This window comes from Acinetobacter sp. ANC_7682 (assembly GCF_056779795.1).
The window spans coordinates 67,882-90,324 of the sequence record NZ_JBWYIQ010000003.1; the positions used below are offsets into that span (position 1 = coordinate 67,882).

The 22,443-nt window shown below is 39.1% G+C and carries 23 protein-coding genes; 6 read left to right on the forward strand and 17 right to left on the reverse strand.

Annotated features, from left to right (window positions below; genetic code table 11):
- The first annotated feature begins 29 nt into the window (after positions 1-29).
- The 5 genes from AC1M9D_RS01970 to AC1M9D_RS01990 all read left to right on the forward strand — a co-directional run bounded on the left by AC1M9D_RS01970 (position 30) and on the right by AC1M9D_RS01990 (position 4,262).
- Positions 30-1,580, forward strand: coding sequence for a circularly permuted type 2 ATP-grasp protein (locus tag AC1M9D_RS01970; RefSeq protein WP_481611390.1), 1,551 nt, complete (start codon positions 30-32; stop codon positions 1,578-1,580).
- Positions 1,581-1,601: 21 nt separating this feature from the next.
- Positions 1,602-2,204, forward strand: coding sequence for a hypothetical protein (locus tag AC1M9D_RS01975; RefSeq protein WP_481611391.1), 603 nt, complete (start codon positions 1,602-1,604; stop codon positions 2,202-2,204).
- On the forward strand, positions 2,201-2,980 hold the full coding sequence (locus AC1M9D_RS01980; RefSeq protein ID WP_481611392.1) for a transglutaminase family protein: 780 nt from the start codon (positions 2,201-2,203) through the stop codon (positions 2,978-2,980). The genes AC1M9D_RS01975 and AC1M9D_RS01980 overlap by 4 nt, the downstream gene beginning before the upstream one ends.
- A 25-nt stretch (positions 2,981-3,005) precedes the next feature.
- Complete coding sequence (locus AC1M9D_RS01985; RefSeq protein WP_481611393.1) at positions 3,006-3,740, forward strand: proteasome-type protease; 735 nt, start codon at positions 3,006-3,008, stop codon at positions 3,738-3,740.
- 78 nt (positions 3,741-3,818) lie between these two features.
- Positions 3,819-4,262, forward strand: coding sequence for a BLUF domain-containing protein (locus AC1M9D_RS01990; RefSeq protein ID WP_481611394.1), 444 nt, complete (start codon positions 3,819-3,821; stop codon positions 4,260-4,262).
- A 24-nt stretch (positions 4,263-4,286) separates the two neighbouring features.
- Here the strand turns inward: AC1M9D_RS01990 and alr are convergent, their stop codons facing one another.
- The 12 genes from alr to ppsA all read right to left on the reverse strand — a co-directional run bounded on the left by alr (position 4,287) and on the right by ppsA (position 16,911).
- On the reverse strand, positions 4,287-5,357 hold the full coding sequence (alr, locus tag AC1M9D_RS01995) for an alanine racemase (protein WP_481611395.1): 1,071 nt from the start codon (positions 5,355-5,357) through the stop codon (positions 4,287-4,289).
- Positions 5,358-5,468: 111 nt separating this feature from the next.
- Complete coding sequence (gene dnaB / locus AC1M9D_RS02000; protein ID WP_035267619.1) at positions 5,469-6,914, reverse strand: replicative DNA helicase; 1,446 nt, start codon at positions 6,912-6,914, stop codon at positions 5,469-5,471.
- A gap of 204 nt (positions 6,915-7,118) precedes the next feature.
- Positions 7,119-7,565, reverse strand: a complete 447-nt coding sequence (gene rplI / locus AC1M9D_RS02005; protein WP_035267617.1) for a 50S ribosomal protein L9 — start codon at positions 7,563-7,565, stop codon at positions 7,119-7,121.
- A gap of 9 nt (positions 7,566-7,574) precedes the next feature.
- On the reverse strand, positions 7,575-7,802 hold the full coding sequence (gene rpsR / locus AC1M9D_RS02010) for a 30S ribosomal protein S18 (RefSeq protein WP_004719336.1): 228 nt from the start codon (positions 7,800-7,802) through the stop codon (positions 7,575-7,577).
- Between the two features lie 11 nt (positions 7,803-7,813).
- The gene (gene rpsF / locus AC1M9D_RS02015) at positions 7,814-8,200 is read right to left on the reverse strand and encodes a 30S ribosomal protein S6 (RefSeq protein WP_035267614.1); all 387 of its coding nucleotides are present in this window, start codon (positions 8,198-8,200) and stop codon (positions 7,814-7,816) included.
- 304 nt (positions 8,201-8,504) lie between these two features.
- Positions 8,505-9,383 (reverse strand): heme o synthase, encoded by an 879-nt coding sequence (gene cyoE, locus AC1M9D_RS02020; protein WP_481611396.1) that lies wholly within the window; start codon positions 9,381-9,383, stop codon positions 8,505-8,507.
- Between the two features lie 10 nt (positions 9,384-9,393).
- Positions 9,394-9,726 (reverse strand): cytochrome o ubiquinol oxidase subunit IV, encoded by a 333-nt coding sequence (gene cyoD, locus AC1M9D_RS02025; protein ID WP_171076771.1) that lies wholly within the window; start codon positions 9,724-9,726, stop codon positions 9,394-9,396.
- Positions 9,723-10,340: a cytochrome o ubiquinol oxidase subunit III gene (gene cyoC, locus AC1M9D_RS02030; RefSeq protein WP_035267060.1), complete on the reverse strand. Its 618-nt coding sequence runs from the start codon at positions 10,338-10,340 to the stop codon at positions 9,723-9,725. Before cyoC ends, cyoD begins: the two co-directional genes overlap by 4 nt.
- Positions 10,341-10,344: 4 nt before the next feature.
- Positions 10,345-12,333, reverse strand: a complete 1,989-nt coding sequence (gene cyoB / locus AC1M9D_RS02035; RefSeq protein ID WP_481611397.1) for a cytochrome o ubiquinol oxidase subunit I — start codon at positions 12,331-12,333, stop codon at positions 10,345-10,347.
- 3 nt (positions 12,334-12,336) lie between these two features.
- Complete coding sequence (cyoA, locus tag AC1M9D_RS02040) at positions 12,337-13,401, reverse strand: ubiquinol oxidase subunit II (RefSeq protein ID WP_092766177.1); 1,065 nt, start codon at positions 13,399-13,401, stop codon at positions 12,337-12,339.
- 289 nt (positions 13,402-13,690) lie between these two features.
- Positions 13,691-14,452 (reverse strand): RDD family protein, encoded by a 762-nt coding sequence (locus tag AC1M9D_RS02045; protein ID WP_481611398.1) that lies wholly within the window; start codon positions 14,450-14,452, stop codon positions 13,691-13,693.
- An 80-nt stretch (positions 14,453-14,532) separates the two neighbouring features.
- Positions 14,533-16,911 (reverse strand): phosphoenolpyruvate synthase, encoded by a 2,379-nt coding sequence (gene ppsA / locus AC1M9D_RS02050; protein ID WP_035267067.1) that lies wholly within the window; start codon positions 16,909-16,911, stop codon positions 14,533-14,535.
- Positions 16,912-17,066: 155 nt separating this feature from the next.
- Between ppsA and ppsR the strand changes: the two genes are divergently transcribed.
- Entirely contained in the window at positions 17,067-17,903 is an 837-nt protein-coding gene (gene ppsR, locus AC1M9D_RS02055) for a posphoenolpyruvate synthetase regulatory kinase/phosphorylase PpsR (protein WP_035267069.1), read from the forward strand.
- 163 nt (positions 17,904-18,066) lie between these two features.
- On the opposite strand, the gene AC1M9D_RS02060 is transcribed toward ppsR, so the two are convergent.
- From AC1M9D_RS02060 to AC1M9D_RS02080, 5 genes are all read right to left on the reverse strand, one after another.
- Positions 18,067-18,627, reverse strand: coding sequence for an NAD(P)/FAD-dependent oxidoreductase (locus AC1M9D_RS02060; RefSeq protein ID WP_481611399.1), 561 nt, complete (start codon positions 18,625-18,627; stop codon positions 18,067-18,069).
- Positions 18,628-18,647: 20 nt separating this feature from the next.
- A complete protein-coding gene (locus AC1M9D_RS02065; protein WP_481611400.1) occupies positions 18,648-19,577 on the reverse strand; it encodes a ferritin-like domain-containing protein in 930 nt (309 codons plus the stop codon).
- Positions 19,578-19,866: 289 nt separating this feature from the next.
- Positions 19,867-20,871: an LLM class flavin-dependent oxidoreductase gene (locus AC1M9D_RS02070; RefSeq protein WP_180027642.1), complete on the reverse strand. Its 1,005-nt coding sequence runs from the start codon at positions 20,869-20,871 to the stop codon at positions 19,867-19,869.
- Between the two features lie 131 nt (positions 20,872-21,002).
- Entirely contained in the window at positions 21,003-21,509 is a 507-nt protein-coding gene (locus tag AC1M9D_RS02075; RefSeq protein ID WP_092766182.1) for a hypothetical protein, read from the reverse strand.
- 201 nt (positions 21,510-21,710) lie between these two features.
- Positions 21,711-22,139, reverse strand: a complete 429-nt coding sequence (locus tag AC1M9D_RS02080) for a glycine zipper domain-containing protein (RefSeq protein WP_092766183.1) — start codon at positions 22,137-22,139, stop codon at positions 21,711-21,713.
- Between the last annotated feature and the right edge of the window lie 304 nt (positions 22,140-22,443).

Genomic DNA, 22,443 nt, shown 5'->3' on the forward strand with positions numbered 1-22,443 from the left:
TTACAATTGATAACAATTAAGAGGTATGTATGCTAAAAGAGGAAAAAGATACCACTTCAATTCTCGCAAATTTTAAGGCTGATCATACCGTCGAAGCTTTTGAAAAATCTAAGCAGATCGAAGTTAAACAAAACAGCACTGCGTACTTGTTCGATCAACTTAAATCTGAATTTTATAATGAACTTTTAGATGATAAAACGATTGGCTTAGAGGCATCTAGCAAAATCGAAAATTGGTTATGTGAAAGAAGCTTGGATGAGCTGAAATCATTAAATCATCAAGCGAAGGAACATTTCCTCTATCAGGGCATTACATTTACAGTCTATGGTGATGCTGAGGGTACAGATCGTATTATTCCTTATGACTTAATTCCACGTGTAATTGCCAAACAACAATGGCACAAAATAGAGCAAGGCTGTGCACAAAGAGTGCAAGCATTGAACTTTTTTTTAGATGATATTTACCATAATCAGGCGATTTTAAAAGATGGTTTAGTGCCTGAGCTGCAAGTGCTCAATCATGAGGCATACCAACCATTGATGTATAAACATTCATTGAAAGGTAAAGTTTATAGTCAAATTAGCGGAATCGATATTATTCGTGATCAGCAAGGTGACTTCTTTGTATTAGAAGACAATTTAAGAACACCATCAGGCGTGTCTTATATGTTGGAAAGTCGAAAAATTAGTGAAAAAATGATGCCCGAACTTTGTAAGTCATCAAATTTACAAGGTGTAGAGCAATACCCACAACTTTTAAGACAAATACTCGAGGAAAATGCTGAAGTAGATAATCCATTTATCGTGGTGCTTACACCGGGTCGATATAACAGTGCATATTATGAGCATTGCTTCCTCGCACGTGAGATGGATGTTCCTCTAGTTACAGGTCAGGATTTATTTGTTGAAAATGCTAAGGTCTATGCCAAAACCGTTTGGGGTAAAAAACAAGTCGATGTAATTTACCGACGCCTAGATGTTGGATTTCTTGATCCATTGTGTTTTATGCCAGACAGTACATTAGGTGTACCTGGCCTAATGTCTGCATACTTACAACACAATGTCGTGATTGCAAATGCACCTGGCACGGGGGTAGCAGATGACAAATCAATCTATCCTTATGTCGATAAAATGATTGATTACTATCTAAACCAGAAGCCAATTTTAAATAACGTACCGACTTACCAATGTCGTGAACGTGAAGAACTCGATTATGTACTTTGTAATTTAGAAAAGTTAGTGGTTAAAGAGGCGCAAGGTTCAGGCGGTTATGGCATGTTAATTGGCCCTAAAGCGACCGAACAAGAAATTGAACAATTTAGATTAAAGTTAATTGCACAGCCGCATGCTTACATTGCACAACCAACTTTAGCGCTTTCAGTCGCTCCCACTTTAACTGAATTCGGCATCGCTGAACGCCATATTGATTTAAGACCGTTTATTTTAAGTTCACCGTATCGTACAGAAATCGTGCCGGGAGGTTTAACCCGAGTTGCGATGCAAGAAGGGTCATTAGTTGTAAATTCATCACAGGGTGGTGGCATTAAAGATACGTGGGTTATAGATCCGCTACATTCATAAATATACAACCAGGAGCTTGTCATGATTATATTAAACAGCAATGCGCAAAATATTTACTGGGTTGGCCGTTATTTATCTCGTATTCAACATTTATGTGGTCAGTTTCCATTTCAAGATGATGTTCAAGCATTGCAGTATGCCCATGCTTTTTGCTTACCTGCTTTTAATGCGTGTTCGCTCAATGAGCTGATTCTGAGTAATGATCAGCCTGCTTCTTTTTTTCAACAATTTGAATGTGTGAAAAATAATATTCAAGATTTACGTGGTGTATTGTCAGTTCAGGCTTATTCAGAATTACAACAGATGGTGGATACAGCGACACAAAATGCAGGATTAATTTGTACTGTTGTTGATGAGTGTAGCGATATTCTAGAAGCTGAAAATGAAGACATTTTTCTGTTTTTTAGTCTAGGACAATATTTCGAAAATCTTGATCGTGAAATAAGATTGAATCAGGATGTTAATTCTACAATCAATTCTTTAAGTGTTGTGATTGAACTGTTGAAATCTAAAGGATGGGACAGTTTAGATGAGGCTTGGCAACATCTTTTAGAGCATCCAAATGCTAATAGCTTTTACCAATTGAATGATCAGGTGCAATGTTTATTTGAGGTGGATGCATGAAATTGATGATTAATCATCAAACCCATTATCAATATACGGAAACAGCAAAAAATAGTATCCAATATATACGAATGTGTCCTCAAAGTAATGCTCACCAAAAAGTAGATGCTTGGTCAGTGAGTATTCCTGGTCATAAGGTCGAAGCAATAGATGCCTTTAATAATATTTGGATCACTTCGACTCAACGCTATGCATATCAAAATTTAAGTATTATGGCGCAGGGCATTATTGAAATCGATACAGTTTCAGAACAAGCTATTGAGTCAGAAGTGCCAGTCGGTATTTTTCTACAAATTACCCCAGCGACTCAATGTGATGTTGAAATGAAAGCTTTTGCAGCTCAGCATGTGAGTAAAAAGACTCGTGATGAATTAAAACATTTAAGTTCTGCATTGCTTGAGCATATGCCATATATTTCAGATTCTACTCAAGTGAATACTACGGCAATAGATGCATTCCATCATCAACAAGGGGTATGTCAGGATCATACTCATGTATTTGTAGGTATGTGTAGAGAGTTAAATATTCCTGCGCGTTATGTTTCTGGATATCTTTACGTTCCAGAAATGAGTCATTTGGCGAGCCATGCTTGGGCTGAAGCTTATATAGATGGAGTTTGGTATACATTTGATGTTAGCAATCAGCTCTATACGCCAAGTTCACACATTTATATTGCATTAGGGCGTGATTATTGGGATGTTGCACCTATCAGAGGCGTGCGAGAAGCTGGTGGCGTGGAGAGTATGACGACCATCGTTCAGGTATTACCGTGTTAGAACAAAATTAAGAAGAGAGATTTCAATGACCTATTGTTGTGCTATGCGTTTACGTGATGGCTTAATTTGTATCAGTGACACGCGAACAAATGCAGGTGTAGATCATATCTCTGTATTTCGTAAACTCTATCTTTTCGGTGTTGAGGGTGAGCGTTTTATCAGTATACAAACTGCGGGTAATTTGGCAACGACACAAGCCGTTATAGGACATTTGCAGAATCAGCTAGATTTAAAACACGAACCTAATTTGTATAGTGTGAATAGCATGTTCGAGATGGCTGACTTGGTTGGTCATACTTTAAAGCGTGTCATTATGGATGTGACTACTGATCAACTAGAGCAAAGTAATTATCACTGTACGATTTTACTTTCTGGTCAAATTCAAGGGGAGGATATTCAGTTATATAATATTTATCCTCAGGGTAATTTTATCAATGCGACGTCAGATACGCCCTTTTTTCAGATTGGGGAAAGTAAATACGGTAAACCAATTTTAGATCGTGCATTAAATTACAATACTGAGTTAGATGAAGCATTAAGATGCGGTTTGATTTCATTTGATTCAACCCTCAGATCTAATGTTTCTGTGGGCTTGCCACTGGATGCATGTATTTATAAAAAAGATAGTTTTGCGATCCCATTGTCTAAACGTATTCATGATGATGATCCATATTTCTCATCAATTAGTAAACTTTGGTCAGATACTTTGCGTCAGGGATTGAACGGTTTGCCACGGCCAACAGAAGACTATTGGCAATAATTTTGCTTTATGATTGAGTTTAGATTAAATTGAGTTGCATTGAATATTAAATCATTACTATAAAAATTAGGGGAAGCAATGCAACAGTTCAGTTATGCGAGTGTGTCGACTGCAGATGCAAGTCGCTTATTGATTGATGTTCGTGAAATCTTGAATGAAGCCCGTCATTTCAATTTTGAGCATCAAATTTCTGGAGCACTTTATTATGCAGATGGGCACTATTTTCAATGTCTAGAGGGTGATGGAGCCACACTAGATATATTGTTGCAAAAGCTTCACAAGGATAAACGCCATCATCAAATTCGCCTATTCCAGCGAAAAAATATTGAAAAAAAACAATTTCAAGAATGGTCTATGAAGTTTGTGGGACGACAAAGTCCAGTGAAGCAGGCTTTAATAGATATGGGATTTAGTCAATTTACGCCTACACAGTTTACACAAGATCAAGCTGATTATTTAATTCGATTTTTGACACGCGCTCAGGATACGGATTTTAATGAACTACAACGTAATGCTGTTTAGCATTACGTTGATTTAATTTGCTCATTACATTTTGAGACGCTTCGGACGTTGGCTTAATCGACATAACAACTCATAACCAATCGTACCATTCGCTTCAGCAACATCATCCACTAAACGATGTTTACCCCATAATTCTACTGGATCACCAATTTTCGCGTTGAGATCAGTGACATCTATGGCAATCATATCCATGGCAACTCTGCCAATCACTGGGGTTAATTGACCATCTAGTGAAACCGAATTCTCACGAATAAAAGCTCTTGGATACCCATCACCATATCCGATCGAGACAATTGCTAATTGCATAGGTCGCTGTGCAACAAAGGTTGAGCCATAACCTACAGCTTCACCTGATTGAATGGCGTTAAGTGCAATAATCTCAGCACTAAATGTCATGACAGGTTTTAAATCTAGAGCGTGGACGTCACGATCTGCAAATGGCGTTGCGCCGTACAGCATAATACCAGGACGAACATAGTCAAAATGCAATTCAGGGTATTTATAAATTGCCGCTGAATTACAACATGAAGCTAAAATTGGTGCACAATCTTGTTTTACTTCAAGAAATTGAGATATTTGTTGTTCATTTAAAGGGTGATCAACATCTGCATTAGCAAAATGCATTGCAAGTACACAGGTAAAACCTTCATTTTTTAATTGATGAATAATCGATTTGATTACATCAATTTTGAAGCCTAAACGGTTCATTCCGCTATTTAATTTAACCCATACTTTTAGATTTCTGGCGATATAAGCATCTTTAACTTGCAACAACCACTGCAGTTGTTGAGGATGATGAACGATTACTTCAATATGTTGGTCAATCGCAATTTGCATTTCATCTTCAGAAAAAACACCTTCAATTAATGTGATAGATTGTTTAAAACCTGATTGACGTATTTCAAGTGCTTCTTCTAAACATGCAACGCCAAAAGCATCAGACTGGTTCAATGCGGCTAAACAGTCTGAAACGCCATGACCATAAGCATTTGCCTTCACCATACTTACAACTTTAGAGTTTGGTGCAAGTTGTTTCACGCGATTTAAATTGTATTGCAATGCGTGTGTGTCAATACAAACCGTTGCTTGGCGCACTCTAATTTACTCCTAGAGGCATGTGGAAAGGTTAAATCTTTTAAACTGAAAAAAGATAATTGTGGTCAGATCAATTCGTGCGTTCTCAACTACGAATTGATCAAAGCAACATTACTCTTCTTCTTGGTTTTGCGCATAATATTCAGGTGATAGGTTACTGAAACGCGTATATTGACCTTCAAAAGCGAGTCGAACAGTACCAATTGGACCATTACGTTGTTTACCGATAATGATTTCGGCAGTTCCTGCTTCTTTAGACTCTTTGTTATATACCTCATCACGATAAATGAACATGATCAAATCGGCATCCTGCTCAATTGCTCCAGATTCACGTAAGTCTGACATTACAGGACGTTTATTTGGACGGTTTTCGAGTGAGCGGTTAAGCTGCGAAAGTGCAATCACAGGGCAATGCATCTCTTTCGCCAGTGCTTTCAAGCTTCGAGAAATTTCACCAATTTCACCCACACGGTTATCACCCATACCTGGTACTTTCATTAACTGCAGGTAATCGACCATGATGCAACCAAGTTTACCACCGTGTTGTTTGGCGATACGTCTTGCACGTGCGCGCATTTCAGTCGGTGGTAGGGCAGATGAATCATCAATATAAAGATGTTTTTCTTGCAGTTGAAGAATCGTTCCCGTGACCTTGTTCCATTCTTCGCCATCTAATTTGCCAGATCGCAAATGTCCTTGATGCACTTTACCAAACGAGGAAATTAAACGCATGGCAATAGAGTCAGCAGGCATCTCCATGGAGAATACGAGTGCAGGAAGGTTGCAATTGAATAGCACACTTTCGACTAAATTCATTGCGAAAGTTGTTTTACCCATAGATGGACGGGCAGCAACGACGATCATATCTCCAGCTTGCATACCTGATGTTTTATTATCAAGTTCTACAAACCCTGTGGTCAGACCTGTAATATTTCCATCAAGTTGTGATAATTCGTTGAGTTTATCGAATACATCTGCGACAACGGTATTTATTGCTTTTGGTCCTTGAGCTTTAGCATTGTTATTGTGTTGTTCAGCCAAAGAAAAGATACTGGTCTCAGCTAAATCTAAAATTTCACTGACTTCTCGACCTTTCGTGTCATACGCATTTTGTAGAATTTCATTACCAACTTTGATCATATTTCTCAAAGTTGCAAATTCACGTATTTTATTGGCATAAGTTTCAAGGTTATAAAAGCTTGATGGAGAATCCGCCATCAATTGCATTAAATATTCTTCACCACCAATCGCATCAAGCAGGTTCTGTTTGATTAACCAATCATTGACCAATACGGCATCATAAGGTGAACTTTCTTTAGAAAGTTTTTCAATTGCTCTAAAAATATATTTATGTCGAGTCGCGTAAAAATCATTCTCGGTTAATATATCGCTGACCTGTTCGAATGACTCAGCTACTGTCATGAGTGCGGCAAGAACAGCCTGTTCAATAGCAAGATTGTGCGGAGGCGTACGAAACTCTTTGAGTGCTGAAGATTCGCTCTTTAGCAAATCTAACTCAGTGTTATTCGTATTTTTTTTGGCAGTCGCCTGAGACATATAAAACCTTGATTTACAATAATTACGAAAATGAATAGGGGAGACTTATCTTAATGCAAAATGCACAATCAAGACAGTGCAACAAATAATATCGATAACAAATGAAAAACTAAGTCCAAATTTCAGCTTGCTAAATAAAATTTTATAATTATTAGGGATAAAAAAAAGAGCATGCAGATGCATGCTCTTTTTCTTTGCATAAAATTACTCAGATACGATAGTAACGAGAACTTCAGCAACAACATCATGGTGCAATTGGATTGCGATGTTGAATTCGCCAGTGTGACGAAGTGCACCGTTCGGTAAACGAACTTCAGCACGGTCAACTTCAAGACCAGCATTTGTCAACGCGTCAGCGATGTCACGAGTACCGATAGAACCAAATAGTTTACCTTCGTCACCAGCTTTCGCAGTGATTACGATATTTACTTCGTTCAATTGGTCAGCACGTGCTTGAGCAGCAGCTAGTACTTCAGCTTCTTGCTTCTCAAGTTCAGCACGACGAGCTTCAAATGCAGCAGTGTTAGCTTCAGTAGCAGCAACTGCTTTACCTTGAGGGATTAAGTAGTTGCGGCCGTAACCAGCTTTAACTGAAACTTTATCACCTAATTTGCCAAGGTTCTTAATGCGTTGTAATAAGATAATATCCACAGCTCAACCTCACTTATGATTGTCAGTGTAAGGAATCAACGCTAAGTAGCGAGCTTGTTTGATAGCAAGAGCTAATTGACGTTGGTAACGAGCTTTAGTACCTGTAATACGGCTAGGAACAATCTTGCCGTTTTCAGTGATGTACTGTTTTAAAGTATCGATATCTTTATAGTCGATATATGTAACGTTCTCAGCTGTAAAGCGGCAGAACTTACGACGACGGTAGAAACGTGCCATTGATGTTCTCCTTATGCTTCAGCAGAGTCTTGAGCTTGTTGTGCTTCTTCACGTTGAGCTTTACGCGCACGTTTTTCTTCAGCACTCTTAGCCAATAAAGACTCTTCAGTGATTGCGTTTTCACGACGAATAATAACGTTACGAAGAATAGCATCGTTGTAACGGAATAATTCTTCTAATTCATTAAGCGTAGTTTGGTTACATTCAACGTTCATTAAAATGTAGTGCGCTTTGTGAATTTTGTTAATTGGGTAAGCCAATTGGCGACGGCCCCAATCTTCAAGACGGTGAATTTGACCTTCAGCATCTTTAATGTGAGAGATATAGCGTTCTACCATACCTACCACTTGATCGCTTTGGTCTGGATGTACCAGAATTACGATTTCGTAGTGACGCATTGTCAGCTCCTTACGGTTTTATGCAGCCCCTAACGCATTTGTTAGAAGCAAGGAGTCACAAATAAATTTTATTGGTTTCAAAAAAACTTAATGTGTCGCAAAAAATGCGAAGCTGTATTGTAAGGATGTCGGCAGGGGATTACAAGAAAAATAAAGCAAAATATAACGACGAAGAAAATAAATTGGACTATTCAATTTTGAAAATTAACTTACTTTTAGAAAGTATTTGAAGTTAGTGTTGAGTATAGATATTTATAGACTGCTGAAACCGAAGATAAAAAAAAGATAGAGGCTTCTCTATCTTTTAAAAAATGACAAGGTTGTTTATTGGTGCAGTAGCAGTAAAACTAAAGCAAATACTAATAATCGTAATTAGGAGAACAGAGAATAAAAAATATTTCTTTGCCCATAATTGATCATTTTCAGCTTTAAATCCAATGATATTTAAATATAGCCAATAAACAGTCAATACATTGAGAATTATACAATAAAGCCAATTTGCATAGCCAAATACAAATAAAGCGTTCATTGAGATTGCAAATAGCACAATGTAAATCAGCGATTCGATCTTGGTGCGAACAATCGAGCGCGCAACAGGAAGAATCGGAATACCTGCATTTTTATAATCATCAAAACGATAAATTGCAATTCCCCATGAGTGAGGCATTTGCCAAAATGCATAACCCAAGAAAATGAGTAGCGCACCTAAATCGAATTGATTCGCGACCGCTGTATATCCAATGACAGGGGGGACTGCACCAGAAATACTACCGACCACAGTTTGGTGGATCGTTGTTCGTTTTGTCCATAAGCTGTAAAAACCAACATATACGACAAAACCAATAACTGCGAATAAAAAAGCGTACGCATTTACCCAAAACCATAAAATACCAAAACCGAGTATGCCTAACAGCAAAGCAAAAGCTAATGCAATTTGAACAGAAATGGTTTTCTTAACTAACGCACGATTTTGAGTGCGCTGCATTTTTTGGTCGATGTCTTGATCAATAACGTTATTAACCACACATCCAGATGCAACTACGAGGGTAGTGCCAATGAGGGTAAGAAGCAGGAGAAGGAAATCTACTGAACCTTGGGTAGCTACAAAGTAGCCACCCAAAGTGGTAACAAAGTTACCAAAGAGAATTCCTGGCTTAGTCAGGAATAAGTACTTTTTAAACATGACAATCAGTTTAGATCATCATGTTTGAATGTAAGTAGTTCATGATCCATACAGAACCAACTAAAAGAACAGCAATAGTTAGAATTGTATAGATAAATGCAATCACGTTCCAACGTTGCTCTGAAGATGAGTTCATGTGCAAGAAGTAAACTAATTGTACAAGTACCTGAGCAACAGCTGTAATACCGATAACAGCAATAATTGCACCACGGCTGAAGCTATCAGTATTCATTGCCATGTAGAATGGAACTACAGTCAATAAAACAGAAAGTACAAAACCGATTGTGTATTGCTTTACGTTACCGTGTGATGCACCAGCAGCATTATGATCATGACTCATTATAATACTCCCATTAAGTACACTACGCTGAATACGCAGATCCATACGATGTCAAGGAAGTGCCAGAACAAGCTTAGGCAAGCAAGACGACGAGTATTGATTGTAGTCAAACCATATTTTTTGATTTGAATCATCAACACGATCATCCATACCAAACCAGAAGTTACGTGAATACCGTGCGTACCGACTAAAGTAAAGAACGCAGATAAGAACGCACTAACGCTTGGTCCATGACCAGCATGAACTAAATGATTAAATTCATAAAGTTCCATGCCGATGAAGATTGCACCGAATACAAATGTAACTGCTAACCAAGCTAGAACTTGACCAACATTTTTCTTGTAAGAAGCAAGTACCGCAAAACCAAATGTCACTGATGAAATCAAAAGTGCGAAAGTTTCAGTTAAAACGAAACCTAAAGAATCTGCAAAAAGATCCTTTGCACTTGGAGTGCCAGGTGGAATATGACTGCTTAATACAGCGAACGCGATGAAGAGTGTACCGAATAAAATCAAGTCACTCATCAAGTAAGTCCAAAAACCAAAGACCGTGATGTCTGTATCATCGTGATGATGTTCATCATGCTCGTGGTTTTCGTGATGAAGTACTTCAGCCATATCCTTAGTCCTTCTTCAAGTGTTTTTCGAGTAACGCATAACGTTCGTTTTCAATACGTTCTACTTCAGCAGCTGGAACATAGTAATCCACTTTCTTCGTGAATGAGCTCCAGATAAAGCCAATGATTGCAGAAACGAAAGAAACAATCGCTAACCACCAAATGTGCCAGATAAGTGCAAAGCCCATAACAGTGATGATCAGTGCAATAAGTACACCCGCAGCACGGTTAGTTGGCATATGAACATCTTCATATTTAGCAGGACGTGCGTAAGCTACACCATTTTCTTTGTCAGTCCAGAAGCGGTCGATACCGTTCGCTTGAGGCAGTACTGCAAAGTTATAGAATGGAGCTGGAGATGAAGTCGCCCATTCAAGCGTACGTGCATCCCATGGATCGCCTGTAACGTCACGAGTTTGTTCGCGTTGTAAGAAACCAACAATGATTTGCATGATGAAACAAGCAATACCAATTGCGATTAATACAGCACCGAATAATGCGATACCAACATATGGATCCCAGTCTGGGTTGTCATACGAGTTTAGACGACGAGTCATACCCATGAAACCTAGGATATACAATGGCATGAACGCGAAGTAGAAACCGAAGAACCAGAACCAGAAGCATGCTTTGCCCCAGAATTCACTTAACTGCCAACCGAACATTTTCGGCCAGTAGAAAGTAATACCAGCAAACATACCAAATACAACACCACCAATAATTACGTTATGGAAGTGAGCGATTAAGAATAGTGAGTTGTGTACAAGGAAGTCCGCAGGTGGAACCGCCATAAGTACACCAGTCAAACCACCGATGCCGAAAGTCACTAAGAAGCCAACTGTCCAGTACATTGGTGATGTGAAGGTAATACGACCCTTATACATTGTGAATAACCAAGAGAAGATTTTCACACCTGTAGGAATCGCAATAATCATGGTCATGATACCGAAGAACGCGTTAACGTTGGCACCTGAACCCATTGTAAAGAAGTGGTGTAACCATACTACGAATGCAAGAACTGTAATCGCGATCGTTGCATATACCATTGATTTGTAACCAAACAATGTCTTACGAGAGAATACAGAAGTAATCTCAGAGAATAGACCGAATGCAGGTAGGATCAAGATATAAACTTCTGGGTGACCCCATGTCCAAATCAAGTTTACATACAACATTGGGCTACCACCCATGTCATTTGTAAAGAAGTGGAAACCGAAATAACGGTCAAGCGTTAACATTGCAATTGTTGCAGTCAACACTGGGAATGATGCGATGATCAATACTGCACAACATAAAGATGTCCACGTAAAGATCGGCATATCCATAAGACCCATGCCAGGAGCACGCATTTTAATGATGGTAACGAAGAAGTTAACACCAGTAAGAAGTGTTCCAAGACCAGAGATCTGAAGTGCCCAGATATAGTAGTCAACACCAACACCAGGAGAGTATTCGATACCTGAAAGAGGAGGGTAAGCCATCCAACCAGTTGCAGCAAACTCACCAAGCGCAAGAGAAACCATCATCAAACCAGCAGCACCAGCGAATAACCAGAAGCTTAAAGAGTTTAATAATGGGAATGCTACGTCACGCGCACCAATTTGTAGTGGAACAGAAATGTTCATCATACCCACTACAAGACCCATCGCTACGAAGAAAATCATGATTACACCGTGTGCGGTGAAAATCTGGTCGTAGTGTTCAGGGTGCAGATAGCCTTCGCCGCCACCTTTTGCAAGGAACAATTGAAGACGCATCATAATCGCATCCGCGAAACCACGTAATAACATGATCACAGAAACGATAAGGTACATAATACCAATTTTTTTATGGTCTACAGATGTGAACCATTCGTTCCACAAGTAGCCCCATTTTTTGAAATAAGTGATACCGGCAAATACTGCAATACCACCTAAAATCATCATTAACACTGTTACCTGTACGATTGGATCGTACGGGATAGCATCTACACTTAACTTACCTAAGAAGCTCATGTCTTATTCCCCTACAACTGAAGAAGCAGGTTCAGCATTTACATCAGCAGCTACAGCATGACCTTCAGCTTTAGCTGAGTGATCCGCACCGTGGTAGTTTGCCATGTATTTGTTGATAATTGATTCAAACAAGCCTTTTTCAACAGAAGAGTAGTAAGTCACAGGATGAGGATGTGCCTTATATGGACCTTCTTTTTGAGCAATTTCAGCTTGTTGCTTCTCTAGATCGGTTTTAGCGTTACGAACCATCGCAGCGATTTGTTTCTCTGAACGGTTACCATCACGCAAGGTTGCAAATTCAGCTTGGTCTAAAACTGTTTTTTGAACAGCTTCAGGGTTAATTGAAGTACCGTTACCAGCTTTTACTGCAGACACCCATTCAGCAAACTTAGCTTCTGAAACAGAATGAGCTTGGAAGCGCATTTGTGTGAAACCATAGCCTGAATAGTTCGAAGAGAAACCACGGTATACACCTTCATTATCCGCAAGGACGTGAAGTTGAGTTTGCATACCCGCCATTGCATAAATCTGACCCGCTAACTGAGGAATGAAGAAAGAGTTCATTGTGAAGTTAGAGGTGATATTGAAATTAATCGGAGTTTTTTCTGGGAAACGAACTTCGTTAACTGTTGCAATTTCTTGTTCAGGGTAAACAAAAACCCATTTAAACTGTTCAGCAATAACTTGAATAGTTAAATGTGATTTCTCTGATTCTAGCGGACGATAAGGGTCATACTTGTGTGAGCCCCACCATGTTAAATACGCTAAAATACCAATAATAATACACGGGATACCCCACACTACGATTTCAATAATAGTAGAGTGTGCCCATGTAGGTTTATAGTCTGCATCTTTATTTGACGCACGATATTTCCAACTAAACCATAAAGCCATCAATGCTGATGGAATTACTACCAATAGCATGAGGTAGATCGCAGTCATCATAAGATCAGACTGACCTTGTGCTACTGGACCTTTTGAGTTTAGAAGTACCATATCACCGCCACACCCTGTTAAGAGCACGGCAAGCGTTGATAAAGACAATACAGCTAAAATTGTTTGTCTCATTTTACAACCTCGGTGAAGAGTCCCATTCCCTAATAAAATTATGGGATAGCGATTATAGTGTCACATGATTGAAAAACAGAAAATTACATTTACTGAATTTCAGTCATATGACACCGCTACGTTGTAGGGCATTATGCCCTATAACGACCAACTAAGCTATATGTAAAGTGCCTTTAAATATAAGGATTAAACCCAATTTGTTTGGTCGGAATTGGTTGAAGAATTGATTACTTTTGATGTGAAAACAGAGGCAAAACAAAGGGGAGCATTTGCTCCCCTAAGATAAAAATTATCGTTTTATGACTTTAGTCTTTGCTAATTTATCGTGCAAAGTTTGTCTTTTTTGACTTAGACCGAAGGCATGATCAATGATGGTAATGAATGGCATAAAGAGTAAATTCAATACAATAAAAATCACACTACGCAATGCGAATGCGCGCATTAAGTTCACTTGCTGTCCATTTTCAGCATCAACAATTTGAATTTTTGCTACTTTTTTACCTAAACTCTGACCACTTTTCGCAATTAAAAATGCTTGAGCAGCTAACATTAATACAATGTAAACCAACATTGCTTGCCAAGCTTCCATTGGAATAAGTGTAAATAACTGTTCCTGTAATTTGATTGCTTGATCTGATGAGCTAGCATTCTGCATTTTTTGCTGAAGCTCAGTCAATTGAGCAACTTGTTCTTCTTGCATAAAGAACGAAGGAATCACCATGGCAGGCAACCAAAGCGCCAGATCAACGAGTTTAGCTAAAAATCGAGATCCAATTGAGGCAAGTTTTTGCTGAGCAGTATTTTTTTGAACATTGACACTCGAAATAGAAGCATTTGGATAGCTTTGTTGCACTGGTGGAGTGGGTTGATAGCCTTCAGGTTGGTAATATAATTTTCCTTGAGTGAGTTCACCTAAAGCTTTCCATTCAGTCATACCTTGATGCCAGACCAAGTCTGTGAGTAAAACTTGTTGGCTCGAGAGCATTTGATTTAACTGCTCTACCGTATACGGTCCAGCTTGTTGATTATTTCTCGCCAAGTAAATTTGCATAAACCTAATTTCTCAAAAATTACTAAAAAATAATGGGTAAAAAAAAGACCCACGAATGGGTCTTTTTTTAACATAGTTTATTAAGCTTGTTTAGTCTTTTCTTCAGATAAGAAGAACCATGTATCTAAAACAGAGTCTGGGTTGAGTGAAACAGATTCGATACCTTGTTCCATTAACCAGCGAGCAAGATCTGGGTGGTCTGATGGTCCTTGACCACAAATACCCACATATTTACCTGCCTTACGACATGCATGAATCGCCATTGAAAGAAGAGCTTTTACTGCTGGATCACGTTCATCAAATAAATGAGAAACGATACCTGAGTCACGGTCAAGCCCAAGCGTTAACTGAGTTAAGTCATTTGAACCGATTGAGAAGCCATCAAAATGCTCTAAGAATTGTTCAGCAAGTAGAGCATTGGTTGGTAACTCACACATCATGATCACTTTAAGACCATTTTCACCACGTTTTAAGCCATTTGCAGCAAGAAGTTCAATAACACGTTTTGCTTCAGCAACTGTGCGGACGAATGGGATCATGATTTGAATGTTAGTTAGACCCATTTCATCACGAACTTTCTTCAATGCACGGCATTCTAATTCGAAGCAGTCACGGAAGTTGTCAGAAACATAACGGCTTGCACCACGGAAGCCCAACATCGGGTTTTCTTCTTCAGGTTCGTATAACTTACCACCGATTAAGTTCGCATATTCATTTGATTTGAAGTCTGACATACGTACGATGACAGGTTTATCAGCAAATGCAGCAGCAAGTGTAGAAATACCTTCAACGAGTTTTTCAACGTAGAATTCAATCGGTGAAGAGTAACCTGCAGTACGGGTCATCACAGCTGCACGTGTTTCGCGAGGTAAGCTGTCAATATTGAGTAATGCTTTAGGGTGAACACCAATCATACGGTTGATGATGAACTCTAGACGTGCGAGACCAATACCTTCGTTTGGAATTTGAGCGAAGTCAAATGCACGATCTGGGTTACCAACGTTCATCATGATTTTGAACGGAAGTGTTGGCATAGATTCAATCGAGTTACGTTGAACTTCGAAATCTAAAGCGCCTTCGTAAATGAAACCTGTATCGCCTTCAGCACATGAAACAGTTACTTCTTGACCATCAACAAGTACTTCTGTTGCGTTACCACATCCAACAATCGCTGGAACACCGAGTTCACGTGCAATAATCGCGGCATGACAAGTACGACCACCACGGTTTGTAACGATCGCAGCAGCACGTTTCATAACTGGTTCCCAATCAGGATCGGTCATGTCAGAAACAAGAACGTCGCCATCTTGGACTTTGTCCATCTCTTTGATTGAATTAACAATACGGACTTTACCAGAACCGATACGTTGACCGATTGAGCGACCTTCACAAAGAACGGTACCTTTTTGTTTTAATAGGTAGCGTTCCATTGTGCCGACATTCTCACGGCTTTTCACAGTTTCAGGACGTGCTTGAACGATGTAAATTTGACCGTCATCACCGTCTTTCGCCCATTCGATATCCATTGGCGCACCGTAATGTTGCTCAATGATTAACGCTTGCTTAGCAAGTTCTTGTAATTCTTGATCATTTAAAGCAAATTGTTGGCGCTCAGTTTTTTCAACATCCACAACAACAACTGATTTACCTGCAGAGCCTTCTTCACCGTAGATCATTTTTTGGTGCTTAGAGCCAAGGTTACGACGCAATACTGCGTGTTTACCCGCATTTAAAAGTGGCTTAGATAAATAGAATTCATCAGGGTTTACAGCGCCTTGAACGACCATTTCACCTAAACCGTAAGATGCAGTAATGAATACAACGTCACGGAAACCAGATTCAGTGTCCAGTGTAAACATTACACCAGCAGCACCAGTCTCTGAACGAACCATACGTTGCACACCAGCAGAAAGAGCAACGATGTCATGATCGAAGTTTTGGTGTACACGGTAAGCAATTGCGCGGTCGTTATAAAGTGAAGCAAAAACTTCTTTAATCGCGATTAAGACGTTGTCAATACCGCGGATGTTTAAGAAAGTCTCTTGTTGTCCTGCAAAAGATGCGTCTGGTAAATCTTCTGCAGTCGCAGATGAACGAACGGCAACCGCGATCTCAGGGTTGCCGTTAGAAAGAGTTGCGAATGCATCACGAACTTCTTTTTCAAGTGCTGGAGTAAGCGGAGTATCAACGATCCATTGACGGATTTTAGCACCAGTTTCAGCAAGTGCATTTACGTCGTCAACATTGAGTTGTTTGAGCTCGGCTGAAATTTTGGCATTTAGACCACTTTGCTCAAGGAATTCACGGTAAGCTGCAGCAGTTGTTGCAAAACCACCTGGAACTGATACACCAGCATTTGCTAAATGGCTGATCATTTCGCCTAGAGATGAGTTTTTCCCGCCCACGATTTCTACGTCGTGTTTACCTAATTTTTCCAGACCGATTACGCGTGCTTCCAAAGTTGTTACTCCACTTTTGCAGTATTAATCACTATCTTGGCATGATATTTTTCTGTGAAAACTTAGCAAACTTTCATTACTAAGCGACAGTCATGTAAGATCGGTTTACTATAAAGATTATATAGTACTTAGACAAATATTTGAGGATTAATTTAATGGCAGAAAGTAAAGATATTAAACGAAGTGTTTTTTTTATTTCCGATGGTACTGCCATTACGGCTGAAACACTCGGGCATTCTTTATTGGCTCAATTTCCTCATGTCGATTTTGATATTCATATCATTCCGTATATCACTACAGAAGAAGCTGCAATGAACGTAGTTGCAGAGATTAACGCGCGCGCAGAGTCTGATGGCCAACAACCTCTTGTCTTTGATACTCTTGTGGATCCCTATGTTCGGGATATCATCAATACGGCAAATGCGGTTAATTTAGATGTGTTTGAAGGGTTAATTAGTAAGCTATCTGAGGTGCTTGGAACAGCCCCTACAACTTTAGTCGGACAAACACATGCTGTGACTGATTCTGAGTCTTATAAGGCACGTATTGATGCTGTACATTTCGCGCTGGATAATGATGATGGTGCACGTACAAGACACTATGATAAAGCGGACTTAATTTTGATTGGAGTGTCGCGTTCTGGTAAAACACCGACCTCAATTTATTTGTCATTACAATTTGGTATTCGAGTTGCGAACTATCCGTTAACTGAAGAAGATTTGGATGACAACCGTTTGCCAGCAGTTTTACGTCCACATAAGCATAAATTGTTTGGATTAATGATTGATGCTGATCGTTTGGTGGCAATTCGATCTGAACGCAAAGCCAACAGTCGTTATGCAAGTTTTAGCCAATGTCAGATGGAATTGCGTGCAATCGAAGGTATTTATATTTCTGAAGGGATTAAATATCTAAATGTTTCAGAAATGTCGATTGAAGAAATCTCAACACGAGTATTGCAAATGACAGGCTTGAAACGCCGGATTGGTTAAATCGGTAAATCCAATTTAAAAAAAAGAAGCACTAGCTGTGCTTCTTTTTATTAAGAGATTAATCGTCATAAATACTCATAAAATTCAAAAATTATATAATTCAAGTGTCTATAATTTCATCATAAAATGTAATTTAGAATCGCATTTATCTACTAAATGGTGGTTATTTTTCGTACGTTGTAATGATAATATCTACTAAGTGTTCGATTCCTTCCATACTTTGAACGGCATTTTCAGTAATTTTCACGACTGGCCATGTGATCAATTTACAGTTTTTTCGCTGTAAGGCGCTGTAATAATGATCGGATTTAAAAAATATTTTTTGCGACGAAGCTGGATTTGGCATCAATTGTCTTTTTAACCAAGTATCTGAAATCTGAGAATCTAAATATCGTATTGCCAATGTCGTCTTAATTCGCTGATTAAATAATCGTTTATTTTTAGCGATGAGGGGATGAGCAATAATTTTTTGAATCCCTTTTTCAGTGTGTGGCAAAACGAAATGAGGTGTCATTTGAAATACTTTGACGAATAGCGCATTTTGACAAACCACATCTAAATGTGAAACTGACATTTGATTGGCACCAATAATCGCGACCTTTAATCCTGAAAAATCGGTTTGTTTGATGTCCTCAGCTGAGATAATTTTTCCTTTAAAGTTGGAAAAATACTCAGCTTCATTATGAAAGAACGAATCCGTGTGGGCTTTATTCCTTTTTTTCATTTCTGTACCTAATTATTGTTTTAGTGGGTTGCTTTTGGTTCTGCAGTTAATTCATATATCCAAGATGGGATTTTAGGTAAAGATTTTTCTGGAATCTTATCAGTCATTTTTACCATGGTGTCGACAGGGATATGAAACCATTTATTACGTCGATTCATGGCACTTCGTGCATGGAAGTTAATAATTTGATACCAAGGATTACGACGACCTTCTGCAGTACGTCCACCTATTCGAGCAAATTTGTGCATCGCTGCATAGAGCTTTTCTTCTGGCAGACCTAGTTTAATCACATTATCACGCATTTTGTTAATGAGTGGTAAGTATGCAAGAATACCAAGTAATAAACGTGGATCTACAACTCGCGCTGCCATTTTAGAAAGCTCAATAAAGGTTTTATTGTAGCCTTGATCTTCCATGACACTAAATCCAACACCTAAATGACGAGCTTCATCACCATTAATCAGTTCAAAAGCTTGATGACAAACTGGGTCTTCTACAGTGTCCAATAGGAATGTACAAAGTGCGCCATCAAGAGCGACTTCCAGCATCGGAATGACAGCACCTAGAATATAGAAGGGCATTTCATTAGCATAAGTGTCGAGCCATTCGATAATCAGTCTTAAATTTTTATTGGGTTTAGGAATATCGCCTTCAAGCATATCCCATCTTTTCATCAGTGCCATTTCGGCATTGGCGTGACGCTGTTCCTCAGCGTGGAAAATGGCATACATTTCGCGAAGCGTATCTGTCGGTGCTTTTTTTGACATCGCAGAAAATGCACGAGCACCTACATGTTCGATCCACATTAAATCAGCCATAAAATCTTTAAGCTTGGGCCACTGTTCTGCGGTGACTAATTCTTTGCCAGGAGCATCCCAGTCAATATCCGAGAGTGTCCATTGAGTATGTTTTACTTTATCCAACATTTTTTCTAAGTCGATAGAGGCCATGTTATACATCCGTATTTATTTTTTAATCATGAAATTTTATCGCTTAAAAATGTGATGTATTTTGCAGAAGTGCTTATTTTAGTTTGATATAAAATGCCAAATTTTAAGTATTTGATTATGAATAATTAATATTGTTGGTTAAAAGAATTTTTTCATTGGAATAGTCTTTTAGGGACATTCGATGTCATTTATTGCCAATAGTTGTTTGACAAACTCAAGAAATGAAAGAGTAATTAATAACAGATTTGAAATCAAAACCATTACTCAATCATTTCAGGATCTTATCGATTTAAGCGTTTTGCTTAATTTGCATTAAATACTCAAAGTTTTGAATACGTTTGTCAGTATCGTAGATATCACAGGTAAAAATAAACTCATCTACATCATAAGGCACCAGTAGTTGTTCAAGACCTTGTTTCACTGTTTCTGGTGATCCGATTTGAGCCATTGCGTAAAAATTGTCAACTGACATCTTTTCTGGAGCAGACCAAATTCCATCCATTGATTTAACTGGAGGTTTGAGTTTTAAGCTTTGCCCACGCATTAAGCCTAATACACGTTGATAAGCGCTAGTAGCCAAGTATTCAGCTTCTTCATCAGTATTAGCTACAACAGTTGGAACGCCCATTGATACATAAGGACGATCCAAATATTCAGAAGGTTCGAAGTTTTCTCTGTAAAGTTGAATCGCTTGACCCAGCATACGAGGGGCAAAGTGAGAAGCAAAAGAATAAGGTAAGCCAAGTTTAGCTGCCAATTGTGCGCTAAATAAGCTAGAACCTAACAGCCATACGGGAACATGTGTTCCTTGACCTGGTGTCGCTTTGATTCTTTGATGTGGCGATGGATCTCCCAAATAGCTCAAAATCTCGAGCACGTCTTGTGGAAATTGATCTTCAGTCTCTTGACGACCTCGGCGTAAGGCACGCATGGTCAATTGATCTGTACCTGGTGCGCGTCCTAGTCCGAGCTCAACTCGATCAGGATAAAGCGTTGCTAGTGTTCCAAATTGTTCTGCTACAACAAGTGGTGCATGATTAGGCAGCATGATTCCGCCAGAACCTACTTTTAAAGAGGAGGTGTTAGCAAGGATATAGCCTAATAACACAGCTGTAGCTGAGCTAGCGATACCATCCATATTATGGTGTTCTGCAAGCCACAGTCGTTTAAAACCCAATTGTTCGATTTTTTGTGCTAACTCCAAAGCATGCTGTAGTGAAAAAGCAATCGTTTTATCATCACGTACAGGAGCGAGTTCCAATACTGAAAACTCGATATCTTTTAAGCTTCGCATAACTTTCTACTCTTTTGAACACTCATAAAGATGTTAATACGAACTTGAGTATTTGTATATTGAAAAAAAACGATATAAGTGTAAATAAAAAAGCGCTCTAAGTTGAGCGCTTGAATTCTAAGAGTTTGGAATTAGCGTTTACCGTTTTTATACCAGCCTAAATGACGACCATTGTCACTTCTGTAATTACGGTCATTATAACGATAGTTTGAATTGCGATAACCGCTTTCACGGCGATCATAACGATCTCTATAGTCATCTTCGCGACGATCTTCAGCCACTTTTTTACCTAAAACTGAACCACCAGCTGAACCTAATGCAGCCCCAGCATAACCCGCATTTGTTCCGCCCATATTATTACCAACGGTGTAACCACCAGCACCACCTAATGCAGCACCAATTGCAGCAGCATTACGATCTTTTTTGTTCGCTGATGCAGCTGCGCCACCAGCACCACCAATCGCTGATCCGATCATTGCTCCAGTCGAGCCACCCATTTGTTGACCAATCGCAGCACCAACGACTCCACCTAAAGCAGATGTGAGGGCAACTCTAGACGAACTATCAGCATAAGCAGTTGTTGTACTCAAGGCCGCAGTTGCGATCGCAGCAGCAAATAACTTTGAATTGAATTTCATGGTGAACTCCTTGTCGAAGTCTTATATTGGATGGTTTTAATTTAATCCAAATTTCTGCAATCATTTGGGAGAGCAAGTTGCTGGTTTGTATTTTTCTCTCCCTAATTTATCCATAATTAATTTGTTAATAAAAAAATGCGCCCTAAGGCGCATCGAGGTGAATACAGAGTATTCAAAGGGGAAACTATCAATGAGATTATATTAACGACGGCTATGTTTTTTCTTTTTCCATTTACGATCTTGACGTGAATCATATGCTTTGTCTTTCGCAATTTTGTTACCAAGAGCAGCACCACCAGCAGCACCTAAAGCAGAGCCGATATAACCGCCATTGGTTCCACCCATACTATTACCTACGGTATAACCCGCACCGCCACCTAATGCACCTCCGATGGCAGATTCAGTACGGTTACGTTTATTACTAGCAACAGCAGCACCACCAGCACCACCAAGTGCTGCACCTAAAGTTGCACCTGTTGTGCCACCCATGTTTTTACCAATTGCTGTACCTGCTACACTACCTAAAGCACTCGCAGCAGCGACACGCGCTGTACTGTCTGCATGTGCAGATACCGTGAACATTGATGCAGTGGCTAAGGTGGCTGACATTAATAGGGTATTTAATTTCATGTGTGACTCCATGTCCTTGTTCGTGGACGAGTAATAATTCGTTGAGCACAATGTAACAAGAATTGAAGCGCTAAATATGTAGAAGTTAACCTAGAGTTTTACGTTTTGGTTGCACAATGTTGTTTTTATATTACAACTGATCATTCAATATGCATTATTGGGCTGATTAAGAAGAAACTATGGAGAGTTGATTCAGTAAACAGTTTTTAAACTTGGCAGTTATGGAGCTAATTTTTGATTATCCATTAATTGGGTGTGACAAGGATTTAAAAAATGGTTTTGCAAAGTCATTCTATATAAATAT

What these genes read in the sequence shown, in the direction of transcription:
- AC1M9D_RS01970 (WP_481611390.1), top strand. Translation starts at nt 30, where the DNA reads ATGCTAAAAGAGGAAAAAGATACCACTTCAATTCTCGCAAATTTTAAG.
- AC1M9D_RS01975 (WP_481611391.1), top strand. Translation starts at nt 1,602, where the DNA reads ATGATTATATTAAACAGCAATGCGCAAAATATTTACTGGGTTGGCCGT.
- AC1M9D_RS01980 (WP_481611392.1), top strand. Translation starts at nt 2,201, where the DNA reads ATGAAATTGATGATTAATCATCAAACCCATTATCAATATACGGAAACA.
- AC1M9D_RS01985 (WP_481611393.1), top strand. Translation starts at nt 3,006, where the DNA reads ATGACCTATTGTTGTGCTATGCGTTTACGTGATGGCTTAATTTGTATC.
- AC1M9D_RS01990 (WP_481611394.1), top strand. Translation starts at nt 3,819, where the DNA reads ATGCAACAGTTCAGTTATGCGAGTGTGTCGACTGCAGATGCAAGTCGC.
- dnaB (WP_035267619.1), bottom strand. Translation starts at nt 6,914, where the DNA reads ATGTCTCAGGCGACTGCCAAAAAAAATACGAATAACACTGAGTTAGAT.
- rpsR (WP_004719336.1), bottom strand. Translation starts at nt 7,802, where the DNA reads ATGGCACGTTTCTACCGTCGTCGTAAGTTCTGCCGCTTTACAGCTGAG.
- rpsF (WP_035267614.1), bottom strand. Translation starts at nt 8,200, where the DNA reads ATGCGTCACTACGAAATCGTAATTCTGGTACATCCAGACCAAAGCGAT.
- cyoE (WP_481611396.1), bottom strand. Translation starts at nt 9,383, where the DNA reads ATGTTTAAAAAGTACTTATTCCTGACTAAGCCAGGAATTCTCTTTGGT.
- cyoC (WP_035267060.1), bottom strand. Translation starts at nt 10,340, where the DNA reads ATGGCTGAAGTACTTCATCACGAAAACCACGAGCATGATGAACATCAT.
- cyoB (WP_481611397.1), bottom strand. Translation starts at nt 12,333, where the DNA reads ATGAGCTTCTTAGGTAAGTTAAGTGTAGATGCTATCCCGTACGATCCA.
- cyoA (WP_092766177.1), bottom strand. Translation starts at nt 13,401, where the DNA reads ATGAGACAAACAATTTTAGCTGTATTGTCTTTATCAACGCTTGCCGTG.
- AC1M9D_RS02045 (WP_481611398.1), bottom strand. Translation starts at nt 14,452, where the DNA reads ATGCAAATTTACTTGGCGAGAAATAATCAACAAGCTGGACCGTATACG.
- ppsR (WP_035267069.1), top strand. Translation starts at nt 17,067, where the DNA reads ATGGCAGAAAGTAAAGATATTAAACGAAGTGTTTTTTTTATTTCCGAT.
- AC1M9D_RS02060 (WP_481611399.1), bottom strand. Translation starts at nt 18,627, where the DNA reads ATGAAAAAAAGGAATAAAGCCCACACGGATTCGTTCTTTCATAATGAA.
- AC1M9D_RS02065 (WP_481611400.1), bottom strand. Translation starts at nt 19,577, where the DNA reads ATGGCCTCTATCGACTTAGAAAAAATGTTGGATAAAGTAAAACATACT.
- AC1M9D_RS02070 (WP_180027642.1), bottom strand. Translation starts at nt 20,871, where the DNA reads ATGCGAAGCTTAAAAGATATCGAGTTTTCAGTATTGGAACTCGCTCCT.
- AC1M9D_RS02075 (WP_092766182.1), bottom strand. Translation starts at nt 21,509, where the DNA reads ATGAAATTCAATTCAAAGTTATTTGCTGCTGCGATCGCAACTGCGGCC.
- AC1M9D_RS02080 (WP_092766183.1), bottom strand. Translation starts at nt 22,139, where the DNA reads ATGAAATTAAATACCCTATTAATGTCAGCCACCTTAGCCACTGCATCA.